Raw genomic sequence first — 12,397 nt, forward strand, 5'->3', positions numbered from 1 at the left:
AGCCAGCGCCGGGGCAGGCGACGCCCCGCCAGCGGGCATTGGGCACTAATCGGCAAGTCGGCGGTCGCCGAAGCGCTTGTGGAGGTCCCGGTCCACCTCGGCGAAGTCGCGAGCCTTGGTCTCCGGGACGAACCGGACGGTGAACAGCAGGCCGAGCGCCGAGATGACGCCGAAGACCCAGAACGTCTCGCCCTCGCCGATGAGGCCGACCGCCGGCAGGAACACCAGGCTGACCGTGAAGTTGGACGCCCAGTTCATGGCCGTGCAGGCGCTCGCGCCCGTCGCGCTCGCCGAGGGCGGGAAGATCTCGCCGATCAGCGTCCAGAACACCGGCCCGACCCCGCCCGCGAACCCGGCGATGTAGAGCACCATGAACAGCAGCGTGAGGACCGGGTCCCAGTCGGCCACGAACGCCAGACCGAGCAGGCCCATCGTGACGGCCATCGCCGCGAACGACCAGAGCAGCAGGTCGCGGCGCCCGGCACGGTCGATCAGCCGGATCGCCACCAGGGTCATCACGAGGTTGATGACCCCGATCGCGAGGGAGTACACGATGGCGTTGGACGCGGTCAGCCCCGTCCGCTCAATGATCGTCGGCGCGTAGTAGATGATCGTGTTGATGCCGCCGAACTGCTGCCCGGCGGCCAGCGCGAGACCGACGATCAGCGCGGGCCTGACACGGCGGGCCAGCAGGGAGCGCCACCCGGCGGCCTTCCGGTCTCCGCCGGCCCCGCCGGCGGCCGAGTCTCCGACGGCGGCCAGGTTCCGCTCGCGCGCCTCGATCAGCCGATCGGCGGTCGCCTCGTCGCTCACCGAGGCGACCAGGGCGCGCGCCTCGGCGCGCCGCCCGTGGGTCAGCAGCCATTCCGGCGACTCCGGGAGCACCCACAGCGATGACGCCACCATCACCAGCGCGGGGAGCGCGCCCACACCGATCATCGCCCGCCACGTCCCGCCGCCGGAGAAGGCGAGGTTGACCAGGTAGGCGACCAGGATCCCGACCGTGATCATCAGCTGGTTCAGGGTCAGCAGCCGGCCGCGGATCTCCTTCGGGGAGATCTCCGAGATATAGGGCGGGACTGTCGCCGACGCGGCCCCCACCGCCAGCCCGAGGACAAGCCGGCCGACCACGAGCATCCCGTAGCCGGTCGCGGAGACGGCGATGGCGGTCCCGGCGAGGAAGACCGCGCCCTCCAGGCCGAAGATCCACCGGCGGCCGATCCGGTCGGCGAACCGTCCGGACCCGAGCGCCCCCGCCATCGCGCCGAGGACCAGCACGCTCACCACGCTGCCCTGCTGGAAGGAGTCCAGGTCGAAGTCGTCCTTGATGAACAGCAGCGCCCCGGAGATGACGCCGGTGTCGAAGCCGAACAGGAAGCCGCCGACCGCGATCAGGCCGGCGTGGAACCGGATCCTGCGGAGCCCGCCGGCCGAAATGCCCGCCAGTGGCCCCCGGGCGATCGGGGCGCTCGAGTATCCCTGCATGTCAGGCCCCCTCGGTCACGCCCACAGGTCAACCACGACCTTGATGTCGTCCTCGTCCTTGTGCAGGCCGTCGGTGAACCCCTCCAGCGGGACCCGCCTCGTGATCAGCCGGTCCAGCCAGCCCGGGTCGGCCTTGGCCAGGACGTCGGCCGCCTGCTCGAAGTTGCGGCGCCCGGCGTTGACCGTCCCGAACATCACGATGTTCTCCAGCACCAGGTCCCGGTTGACGCGATCGGCGCACAAAGGCACCTCGCTCGCGTCCGGGGAGATGCCGGTGAGGCAGATCACCGCGTCCGGTGCGACCAGTTCCGCCAGCCCGAAGACCAGCGGCCCGTGGCCGGTGCACTCGATCACCACATCGGGCGCCACCCCGATGTCTCTGGCGTCACCGGTGTGGAAGGTCGCGCCGAGATCGTTCACGAGGGCGCGCTTGGGCGGGCTGTCCTCGATGTCGACGACATGGACCTCCAGGCCGCGCTGGACGGCCAGGAGCGCGGCGAACAGCCCGATCGGCCCCGCGCCGGTCACCAGCACCACCTTGGGCCGCCACGAGGTCCGGGTGGCGAAATGGTCGGTCTGCTCCCATGCCTTGGCGAGCACCGAGGCGGGCTCCAGCAGGACGCCGTGGTCACCGAGCGCGGGATCCAGCTTGACGGCGTACCGCGTCTCCGTCACCCAGCGCTGCGCGCCGAACCCGTCCAGTTCCTTGATGCCGCGTTCGGTGTACCGGCCGTTGCGGCAGAAGTCCGCCTCGTCGTGCGCGCAGGGGGTGCACGGGACCGGGTCGGGCCGCCGCACGATGCCGACGACCAGGTCCCCTTCCTCGAACCCGCTGCCGGGGGGTGCCGTCAGCACCCGGCCGAGCGACTCGTGCCCGATCACCAGCCGCTCTCGTCCGGGCGGCGCCCAGCCGTACCCGTGACCCTCGACGATGTCGTAGTCGGTGCCGCAGATGCCGAGCAACCGTCCCTCCACCAGAAGCTCGCCGGGGCCCGGGACCGGGTCGGCTCTGTCCTCGATCCGGACCTGATCGGCACGGCCGGGAATCACGGTGAGCGCCTTCATCGCCGACGTCCCTTCGCCGTCCGTCAGTACCCATCGCCCGCTCGTGCGGGGGCACCATGCCCTCACTTCCCATCGTGATCAACCAGATACACTCTGCAATCACTCATTGGGTGATCGAGGGACGAACCATTGACATTTAGTGACAGCCAACCGGTGGCAGCGGCCAGACCCGCAGGTGCGACGCAGGTCACTTCGCTGGACAGGGCCTTGTTGAGACTCCAGTCTCATGTTAGAACCAGTTCTACCAAGCAAGCGCTCAACCAAGGCGCGTGACCGGAGGCTCATCCATGGTCGTTGACAGCCGCGACGCCCCCGCCCGGACCTTCCGCGCTCCCGAGATCGACGTCATCGACCCCGGCGCGTACGAGCGCGGCGGCATCCCGCACGAGCAGTTCGCCTGGCTGCGCGGCCACGACCCCGTCCACTGGCACCCCGACCCGAACGACGGCGTCCCCGGCTTCTGGGCGGTGACCCGGCACGAGGACGTGGTGTGGGCCTCGCGGCACCCCGAACTGTTCTCCTCGCACGTGCGGACGGCGATGTTCGAGGAGTTCGCGGACGACGACATCGCCCTGTACGGGCAGATGATGCTGTTCCAGGACCCGCCCGGCCACACCAGGCTGCGCGGCATGGTCAACAAGGGCTTCACGCCCCGGATGATCACCAGGCTCCAGGAGCACGTCCGCGGGATCTGCGACGCGCTGATCGACGAGGCGGTCGAGCTGGGCGAGTGCGACTTCGTGGAGCACTTCGCCGCACCGCTGCCGCTCTACACGATCTGCGAGCTGCTCGGCGCGCCGCTGGCCGACCGAGAGAAGATCTTCCGCTGGTCCAACAAGCTCGTCGCGTTCAACGACCCCGAGTACATCGGCGACCGGACGGAGTCGCAGCTGTGCGCCGCCGAGTTCGCCGGATGGGCCGGCGAGCTGGCACGCGACCGCGCGTCCACACCGCGCGACGACATCGTGACCAAGCTGCTGCAACCCGACGCCGACGGGACGCGCATCAGCGAGGAGGAGTTCGCACTCTTCGTGATCATGCTGTCGATCGCGGGCAACGAGACGACCCGGACGGCGACGGCCGGCGGCATGCAGACGTTCTTCCAGCGGCCCGACCAGTGGGAGCGGCTGAAGGCGGACCGGAGCCTGCTGCCCACGGCGGTCGAGGAGATCGTCCGCTGGGTGAGCCCGATCAACCAGTTCCGCCGGACCGCCCTCGCCGACACCGAACTCGGCGGCCGGCAGATCCGCGCGGGCGACAAGGTCGTCCTGTTCTACGGCTCGGCCAACCGGGACGAGCGGGTATTCGACGACCCGGGCGCCTTCGACGTCGGCCGCGACCCCAACCCCCACATCGGGTTCGGGGGCGGCGGACCGCACTTCTGCCTCGGCACCCACCTCGCCCGGATGAACCTGAAGATCATCTTTGAGACGATCCTGGACCGGGTGCCCGACATCCGCCCGGCCGGCCCGGCCCGCAGGCTCCGCTCCAACTTCGTCAACGGGCTCAAGGAGCTGCCGGTCGCCTTCACCCCGTCCACGCCGAAGCCAGCCTGACGCCGCATTCCGCGACCAGCCGCAGGCAGGGCCCTCCGGAGGCCCGCCTGCGGTTGGTCCGATGTGCTTAGGACCACTTTTGGACGCCACGCCCAATATGGAACTCAGCGGTAACCTGCGGAGGTTAGGGTCTAGTTTCATCGACGCCTTCAAGGGGATGCCCGGTGCGTGTGCGACCGGCGTCCGCGACTGACGGGAGTGGTGCGTGAGCAGGGGCTGGCGTGGCTGAGGCAGGCGAAGCGGGAGGCCCGTTGCGGGTGGCCCTCCTCTCGTACCGGAGCAAGCCGCACTGCGGCGGGCAGGGTGTCTACCTCCGGCATCTGAGCCGCGAGCTGGCCGATCTCGGGCACCGTGTGGAGGTCCTGTCCGGGCAGCCGTATCCCGAACTGGACCGCGACGAGATCACCCTCACCACGATCCCGAGCCTCGACCTGTACCGGGACGAGGACCCCTTCCGCACCCCCGCGCTCGCCGAGTTCCGCGACTGGATCGACGTCCTGGAGTTCGCCCACATGAAGACCGGCGGCTTCCCCGAGCCGCTGACCTTCAGCCTGCGCGTCCTGCGCGCCCTGCGGACCCGCCGCCGCGACTTCGACGTGGTGCACGACAACCAGGTCCTCGGCCTCGGCAACCTCGGCATCGCCCGGCTCGGCCTGCCGCTCGTCACGAGCATCCACCACCCGATCAGCGTCGACCGCCGCATCGAGCTGGAGGCCGCGCACGGCGTCAAGCAGAAGCTCGGCAAGCGCCGCTGGTACGGGTTCGTCGCGATGCAGGCGCAGGTGTCCAGACGGATCGGGACGGTACTGACCGTCTCCGAGTCGTCCAAGGTCGACATCGTCAAGGACTTCAAGGTCGACCCGCGCGACATCGAGATCCTGCCGCTCGGCGTCGACACCCGCGTCTTCCACCCGCGCGGCGAGCGCGTTCCCGGCCGGATCGTCGCGATGGCCAGCGCGGACGCGCCGATCAAGGGCGTGGACGTGCTGCTGCGCGCGGTCGCCAAGGTCGCCACCGAGCGCGACGTCCACGTGATCGTCGTCAGCCGTCCCCAGAAGGACGGCCCGACCGAGAAGCTCGTCCGCGAGCTGGCCCTCGGCGAACGCGTGAAGTTCGTCAGCGGCATCAGCGACGAGGCGCTCGGTGAGCTGATGGCCTCGGCGGAGATCGCCGTCGTCCCGTCCCGCTACGAGGGGTTCTCGCTGCCCGCCGTCGAGCACATGGCGTCCGGCACGCCGCTGGTGGCCAGCCGCGCCGGCGCGCTGCCCGAGGTCGTCGGGGACGCGGGCGTCCTCGTCAAGCCCGGCGACGTCGAAGAACTGGCCGTGACCCTGCGCCGCCTGCACGACTCCTCCGCGGAGCGCGCGCGTGTCGGCGCCGCAGGTTTCGCACGCGTCCAGGAACGCTTCGCCTGGCCCGCCGTGGCCCAGGCCACGGTCAAGCACTACCGCGCCGCCATCGAGCAGCAGAACTACCGGCGGCTGGCCGCCGCGCCAAGGCGGTAGGCACGCGAGGAGCCCGCCTCGGGTCTCCCCTGTACGGAAGGAGCACGACCCTGCTGACCGTGGATTTCCAGCGGTTCCGCGTCACCCCCGGAGACCGCGTCCTCGACATGGGATGCGGCGCCGGACGGCACGCCTTCGAGCTGTACCGCAGGGGCGCCGACGTCGTGGCCTTCGACCAGGACGCCGGCGAACTGGACGGCGTCGAGAAGATGTTCGGGGCCATGCGCCTCGAAGGTGAGGTACCCGAGGACGCGACCGCCGAGACCGTGCAGGGTGACGCGCTCGATCTGCCGTTCCCCGACGACCATTTCGACGGGATCGTCGCGTCCGAGGTGCTGGAGCACATCCCCGACGACATGCGGGCGATGCGCGAGCTGCTGCGCGTCCTCAAGCCGGGCGGGAGGCTCGCGGTGACCGTGCCGAGCTGGCTGCCCGAGCGGGTCTGCTGGGCACTGTCGGAGGACTACCACACCGCCCCCGGCGGGCACGTGCGGATCTACACCCGCGCCGAGCTGGAGGCCAAGCTGAAGTCGGTCGGCTTCAAGGTCGGCGGGCACCACCACGCGCACGGGCTGCACGCCCCGTACTGGTGGATCAAGTGCGCCGTCGGCGTCAACAACGACGCCAACCCCCTCGCCAAGGCCTACCACCAGATCCTCGTGTGGGACATCATGAAGCGCCCGCTCGCCACCCGCCTCGCCGAACGCGTCATGAACCCGGTGATCGGCAAGAGCGTCGTCGTCTACCTCGCCAAGCCCGCGACGCCGGGCACCCCCGCCGCCCCCGCCAAGGAGACGGCGGATGCGGGCTGAGGCCGCCCCGCCTTCGGTCTCGGGCATCGTGACCAGGGACGACATCGTCGCCACGGCACAGAGCATCGCGGCGCAGCAGGAGGAGTCCGGAGCGATCCCCTGGTTCTCCCCCACGGCCGGCGTCCCCGGCCACGTGGACGCCTGGAACCATGTCGAGGCCGCGATGGCCCTCACCGCCGCCGGTCTGCGCGAGGAGTCCAGGCGCGCGTACGAATGGCTGCGGGACGTCCAGCGCCCGGACGGGTCGTGGCCCGCGAAGTGGGTGCTGGGCGAGGTCACCGAGCCGGGCGGGGAGTCCAACCACGCCGCCTACGCCGCGGTGGGCGTCTGGCACGAGCTGCTGATGACCGGCGACGAGGACTTCGCACGGCGCATGTGGCCGTCCGTCCGGCGGGCGATCGACTTCACGCTCGGCCTCCAGACCCGGCGCGGAGAGATCATCTGGATCCGCCGCGAGGACGGCGAACCGTCCGACCACGCGCTGCTGACCGGCTGCTCGTCCATCTACCAGTCGCTGCGCTGCGCCGTGGCGCTCGCCGAGCACCTCGGCGAGCACCAGCCGGGCTGGGAACTCGCGACCGACCAGCTCGGCCACGTCGTCGCCGCCCACCCGGAGGCGTTCGCCGACAAGAGCCGCTGGTCGATGGACTGGTACTACCCGGTGCTCGGCGGCCCCGTCCGCGGCGAGGCCGCCACGCGCCGCCTCGCCGAGGACTGGGACACCTTCGTCGTCCCGGGACTCGGCTGCCGTTGCGTGTCCGACCAGCCGTGGGTGACCGCGGCCGAGAGCTGCGAGCTGGTGCTGGCCCTGGACGCCGCGGGCGACCGCGACCGCGCCCTGGAACTGTTCGCCTCCATCCAGCACCTCCGCCACGAAGACGGCTCGTACTGGACGGGCTGGCAGTTCGAGCACCGGCGCCACTTCCCCGGCGACCGCTCCACCTACACGGCCGCCGCGGTCGTCCTGGCGGCGGACGCCCTCGAAGGCGCCTCCCCCGGCGCCCGCCTCTTCAAGGAGATCGCCGGCCGCCCCCTGGGCCCCAGCGAGGCGTCCGACCCCCTCGCCTGCGGCTGCGCCCTGGTCGCCACCGCCCGACGCTGAAAAGCGGCGCGCTGGTCGCCGCCTTGTAGGCCACCCCGAACCTCACCCACGGTTCGAGCCGCAACCCGATTTCCGTGACCGCCCCTTCCAGGTCGTGGCACGGCGCGATCGGGTCGCCGGTCGAGGCGATGAACCACGGCACCCCGCCCACCCCGGTCTTCACGTGGACGCTCTCCCCGACCGAGGGCAGGCAGTGCGAGAACACGTGCAGCCGCGCCGGCACCTGGTCGTAGCGCGGACGCGACGACCACCCCGCGGTGGCCAGCACCCGCGCGAGCAGGTCGAGATACTGCGGCGAGGTCACAGGCCGTCCCGCGCGGCGGTCACGTCCAATGCCCTGATGCCGGAGCGCAGACCATCGGGGGTGTCGGCGTCCACGGTGGCGGCCTTGTCCATATCCTCGGGGGCCAGCGGCCCCCGCATGGCCCACCACCGATCGGTGTCAGTGGTGTGGATGATCGACCACCCCGGAAACTCCTCCCGCAGCGCCGCCTTCTGAGCGTCGACGTCGCCGACGACCGTTCCGTTTCTCACCTATTCCTCACTTCGGTCAGGCCCCGAACCCTGGCGTGCACCCGCCGGACCGCGGCTTGTGATTTCGGATGCGGGTCGCCTCCCCGCGCCAACCGAGTGAAACGCCTGCACGGAGAGTCACGGAACACCGACAATGAAGGACCGGTAGGGGTGCCTGCCCCTGCCCCCGGATCCGATGGAGGGCTCGACCATGACGGATCGTCGTCCCGCATGGGCCGCACGGCTGGAGGCCGAACGTCTCCAGCGCCACTGGGGAAAACACGAGATGGCGCGCCGACTCCTCACCCACATCGGGATCACCTCCACACCCGACAAGGTGAAGAATCTGGCCAACCAGATCCGCGGCTACGAGAATGGCGACCACTACCCGCGCAACTGGGACTACGTCTACTCCGAGGTACTCGACCTCCCACAAGACGAACTTTTCCCCGCCCCGCCACCCGAGCACGACACCTCGCCGCTGGGTACCGTGGATCAGAGTCACACTCCAGGGCAGGAGGACGACGACATGAAACGCCGCGCCGCGTTACACCTCTTTGCCGCTCTGGGCGCAGGCGCAGCCGTTCCGCCCGGCGTCCTGGAGGAACTGCTTTCCGGTATCGAGGACGTCCTTAGGTTCAGAACCGATGTCGAAGAGTGGGAACGGGTGGTAGACGACTATGGTCACCAGCTTTACCGGCGGCAGTTCGACGTGCTCGTCCCAGCATTGGCAGCGGACATCGTCGCTGTCGGCCAGCTACTCAAGGCGAGCCGTCCGCCCCACGAACAAGCCGGTCTTCTCCGGGTGAGCGCCGGGCTTTCCGGCATCTTGGCCGACACGCTGGGCAATGTGGGCGATGACCGCGCCGCGCGCCGTGCCTGGAGCACCGCACGCCGCGCAGCCGACGCGTCCGGTGACCGTACGCTGCGGGTCTGGACGCGTGGCCGAGCCGCTCAGCATGCGAGTTGGGTGGGCACCTCCCACAATGCGGTCATGAGCATGGTCGATGATGCCGTTGAAATCGCTGACGGCGTCCCGTCCTCGGGCATCGCACGCGCCTACGCCGCCGGCGCATGGACGGCTGCCTCTCGCGGCGACCACACCACGGCGTCCGACAACCTCACAAAGCTGAAGCGCACGTTCGACCAACTCCCCCACCGTTCCAGCGAACCGACCATTCTCGGTTTCCAAGAGGGGCAACTACGCTGGAACGAGGCGTATGTGCGCACCGCTGGTAATAGCAAACGCGCGACGACAGCGATCGACGAAGCTGAGGCCCTCTATCCCCCGACCGCAACGGCGCCGATCGTCAACCTCCACCTCATGCGCGCCATCAACCAGGTCGGACGTGGCGAGGTGCGCGATGGCCTCGATCTGGCCGTGACATCACTCGCTGAGCGGCCACGCCCGGTCATGGCAACACGTCAACTGGTCGACCAGCTGTTGGACACCGTTCCTCCTACGGCCCATGCTCTCCCGGCCGCGCAAGATCTTCGCGCACTCACGGCTACCTGAGAACTCGCGCTCGCATCGGGATGTGTCTTCCGGACCTGCGTTCTTACCCCCATGGTCTTTCCGCGTGACGCTCCCGCCGTGAGATACGAGCCCCGTGGTCAGAAGGTGGCGATCGGGTTGACCGGGCTGCCGGACGTACCGGCGAAGCGGACCGGCGCGACCGCGAGCTGGAAGTCCCACTGGCCGAGTTCGGCGGCCGTCGTCGCGCATCCTTCCAGATCGCAGTTGTCGAGCAGCCACAGACCCATCGCGACGAGGCCCACGGCGTGAACCGGCATCAACACGTCCTCGTACCCCGACGGCTGAACGTCCTGGGGGGTGTCGGCGCCGATCAGCGCGATGCCCCGTTCGTGCAGCCACGGCAGGCAGGACGCGTGCCAGCCGGCCTGCATGAAACCGCCGGCCGCACCGGCCTCGTGCCGGGCGCGGCCACGGCCGGTCCGCAGGAGCACCGCATCGCCGGATCGCACCCGCACGCCCTGGCGGCGCTCGGCCTCCTCAAGATCGTCGGGAAACACGCCCTGCCCCGGTTCCAACCACGGCACATCGCGAACCTTCGCGATGTCCAGCAGGACACCACGGGTGATGATCCCGTTCGCCGCCGCCGTGACGGCCGCCCACGCCGATCCCGTCGCGGCGTCGACCATCGAGTGCGACCGCCCGTTGTACATCGTTCCGTCCCAGAAGATGTGGCACGGCGAGTCGACGTGGGTGAGGGTGTTGCCGTGGAAGCTGATGCCGAGCCGCTCGGACGAGAAGCCCCAGCGCCGGTCCTTGTGGAATCCGGACGGCATGTTCTCGGCACCCGGCATGTCGGCGGCACATGGGCACGTCGTCGTCGACCGCTCCATGTCCTCCGGGACGGCGACCTCCCATGCGCATGACACGCTCCTGCCGTGGCGTACGGCCCGCGCCGCCGCCAGCCGGACGTCGTCGGTGATGTGGTTCAGGGTGCCGAGCTCGTCGTCGTCGCCCCACCGTCCCCAGTTCGACAGCGTGTCGAAGTACCCGAGCACGTCGTCCTGTGGGGGTATCGGTCGCCCTGCCGTCATCCCAGCATCGACTCCTCCGGTCACGCGCTTCAAGGCCCCAAGGCCCGGTGAACTAGCTGACACCTAGATCAGCGGGCCAGCGGTCGGGAGGTAGGGTACGGCACGGCAGAGTTCGACGATCGTCAGTTCTCCGGCGGAGTAGGTGTTGCGGACACCGAGCCCGATGGTGCCCGCGAGCCGGGCGAGTTCGGGCAGGCTGCGTTGGCTGCCGCCGAACTGGACCAGCATGCGCAGATCGAGGGCGGTCCTGGGGGCGCTGCCGTTGGTGCGCAGGTGTTCGATCACGAAGACGCGTCCCGTATCGCCGGCCGCGTCCCGGCACCGGCTCAGGATTCGCCCGCACGCCTCGTCGTCCCAGTTGTGCAGGACGTTGGCCAGTGCATAGCCCCCTGCTCCGGGCGGGAGAGTGCCGAAGAAGTCGCATTCCTTCACCTCGACGCGGTCGGCCACGACGGCCAGGAGGGTCCGGGCGGTGGCCGCGCTTCCGGGGCGCTCGACGAGGGTGCCGCGCAACGTCGGGAACTCGGCCAGCATCCTGGCGAGGAGCCGGCCATCACCGCCGCCCACGTCGATCACATGGCCCAGCGCCGCCCAGTCGTACGCGCGGATGATCGCCGGCAGGCAGGTCTCCATGCGAGAGGACATGAACGCATCGAATCCGGCTGCCAACTGGGGATCGTTCTCCAAGTCGCCCCAGAAGGTCCGGCCGTACCGAGTGGCATAGGCGGGCTGGCCGGTGCGGATGCTGTGCAGCAGTTCGACGAAGGTGAGCTCTGCCCGTCCCAGAGCGCCCTCCATATCCAGAACGGCGCGCACACTTCGTGGGTGGTCGTCCCGCAAGGGATACCCGCGGGGCGTGAGCCGGTAGCGCCCGGCGGTGTCACAGGTGAGGATGCCCCCGGCCTCCAGATGCCGGAGCAGCCGTTCCAGTGCATCGGGGCCGGTCCGCAGGCGGCCGGCGAGTTCGTCCGCCGAACTTCCCCTGTCCGCGATGTGGTCGGCGAGCCGCAGCGTGGCCGCCACGCGGATGGCCATCGGGAGGGCCAGGTCCGCTCGTTCCCTCAGCTCCCTGTCTCCCCAGGCACCGTTGGGAATGACCTCCTTCGCGCTCACGGGTTCGCGGGGCGTCCGCTTCGGGGCTGGGGCCTGCTCGCGCATGATCGGCTCCTTGGGGTGGTCACTTGCGCGTGCCCGCCGGGGTCCGGGCGGCTCGTCTCCGGGCGCTGATGAGAGAGTGCGAGACGACCTGCCCCAACATCACCTGGAGCTGGACGCGTGTCCGCTCAGTCACGGGTGTGCCCGCGCCGTCGACGAGCGCCTGCTCGTTGGAGAGGGCGACACCGAGCGGGGTGGGCCAGCCGCGGAGCGCGTGCCCGATCGTCCGCAGCATGCCGAGGGTGCTCGCCGCGCCCTGCTCTCCGCGGGCCACGGCGACGCAGCCGATCGCCCGGCCGTCCAGAAGGGGCCGGGTCGCCTCGGCCAGATCGTTGACGTAGTCGATCGCGTTCTTCAGCAGGCCGGACACGGCGCCGTGGTAGGCGGGCGACACCAGGACGACGGCATCCGCCTGTTCCATCGCCTGGAGGTAGTCGTGGACCTCCGGCCCGTGGTCGGCCGCGGCGCCGCGGCGATAGAACGGGAACTCCAGGTCCGCGCCGCGGAAGACACGGGTGACGGCCCGGTACTGCACGCAGTGGCCGGCGCACCAGTCGGCGATACCGCCTGTCGTGGAGTTCCCGCTGAGGGATCCGCTGAGGAAAACGATCTTCGGTGCCACATTCATGCGGGCTC

At 70.0% G+C, this 12,397-nt stretch carries 12 protein-coding genes; 6 read left to right on the plus strand and 6 right to left on the minus strand.

Going from position 1 to position 12,397, the window contains the following annotated elements; all coding sequences use genetic code 11:
* Positions 1-45: 45 nt before the first annotated feature.
* Positions 46-1,485 carry a sugar porter family MFS transporter gene (locus AMA02S_RS09555; protein WP_067455015.1) on the minus strand — a complete coding sequence of 480 codons (1,440 nt, stop codon included), beginning with the start codon at positions 1,483-1,485 and terminating at the stop codon, positions 46-48.
* Between the two features lie 15 nt (positions 1,486-1,500).
* A complete protein-coding gene (locus AMA02S_RS09560) occupies positions 1,501-2,550 on the minus strand; it encodes a glucose 1-dehydrogenase (protein WP_067455018.1) in 1,050 nt (349 codons plus the stop codon).
* A 287-nt stretch (positions 2,551-2,837) separates the two neighbouring features.
* Here AMA02S_RS09560 and AMA02S_RS09565 point away from each other — a divergent pair, with 287 nt between their 5' ends.
* The 5 genes from AMA02S_RS09565 (at position 2,838) to AMA02S_RS41545 (ending at position 7,758) form a co-directional block, all read left to right on the plus strand.
* A complete protein-coding gene (locus AMA02S_RS09565) occupies positions 2,838-4,106 on the plus strand; it encodes a cytochrome P450 (protein WP_067455021.1) in 1,269 nt (422 codons plus the stop codon).
* Between the two features lie 221 nt (positions 4,107-4,327).
* Complete coding sequence (locus tag AMA02S_RS09570; RefSeq protein WP_067455025.1) at positions 4,328-5,611, plus strand: glycosyltransferase family 4 protein; 1,284 nt, start codon at positions 4,328-4,330, stop codon at positions 5,609-5,611.
* A 50-nt stretch (positions 5,612-5,661) separates the two neighbouring features.
* Entirely contained in the window at positions 5,662-6,423 is a 762-nt protein-coding gene (locus AMA02S_RS09575) for a class I SAM-dependent methyltransferase (protein ID WP_174550955.1), read from the plus strand.
* Positions 6,413-7,525, plus strand: a complete 1,113-nt coding sequence (locus tag AMA02S_RS09580) for a prenyltransferase (protein WP_067455031.1) — start codon at positions 6,413-6,415, stop codon at positions 7,523-7,525. The genes AMA02S_RS09575 and AMA02S_RS09580 overlap by 11 nt, the downstream gene beginning before the upstream one ends.
* Before the next feature lie 74 nt (positions 7,526-7,599).
* Positions 7,600-7,758, plus strand: a complete 159-nt coding sequence (locus AMA02S_RS41545; protein WP_157430484.1) for a hypothetical protein — start codon at positions 7,600-7,602, stop codon at positions 7,756-7,758.
* A 67-nt stretch (positions 7,759-7,825) separates the two neighbouring features.
* Here the strand turns inward: AMA02S_RS41545 and AMA02S_RS09585 are convergent, their stop codons facing one another.
* Complete coding sequence (locus tag AMA02S_RS09585) at positions 7,826-8,059, minus strand: hypothetical protein (protein WP_067455033.1); 234 nt, start codon at positions 8,057-8,059, stop codon at positions 7,826-7,828.
* A gap of 190 nt (positions 8,060-8,249) precedes the next feature.
* Here AMA02S_RS09585 and AMA02S_RS09590 point away from each other — a divergent pair, with 190 nt between their 5' ends.
* Positions 8,250-9,554, plus strand: coding sequence for an NsdA family TPR-like regulatory protein (locus AMA02S_RS09590; RefSeq protein WP_157430485.1), 1,305 nt, complete (start codon positions 8,250-8,252; stop codon positions 9,552-9,554).
* 98 nt (positions 9,555-9,652) lie between these two features.
* Here the strand turns inward: AMA02S_RS09590 and AMA02S_RS09595 are convergent, their stop codons facing one another.
* The 3 genes from AMA02S_RS09595 to AMA02S_RS09605 form a co-directional block, all read right to left on the minus strand.
* A complete protein-coding gene (locus AMA02S_RS09595; RefSeq protein ID WP_174550950.1) occupies positions 9,653-10,606 on the minus strand; it encodes a cyclase family protein in 954 nt (317 codons plus the stop codon).
* Positions 10,607-10,669: 63 nt separating this feature from the next.
* The gene (locus AMA02S_RS09600) at positions 10,670-11,764 is read right to left on the minus strand and encodes a methyltransferase (protein ID WP_084264941.1); all 1,095 of its coding nucleotides are present in this window, start codon (positions 11,762-11,764) and stop codon (positions 10,670-10,672) included.
* Positions 11,765-11,783: 19 nt separating this feature from the next.
* Positions 11,784-12,389 (minus strand): NADPH-dependent FMN reductase, encoded by a 606-nt coding sequence (locus AMA02S_RS09605; protein WP_218004898.1) that lies wholly within the window; start codon positions 12,387-12,389, stop codon positions 11,784-11,786.
* Positions 12,390-12,397 lie beyond the last annotated feature (8 nt).

The organism is Actinomadura macra NBRC 14102 (genome assembly GCF_001552215.1).
Lineage (GTDB): Bacteria > Actinomycetota > Actinomycetes > Streptosporangiales > Streptosporangiaceae > Spirillospora > Spirillospora macra.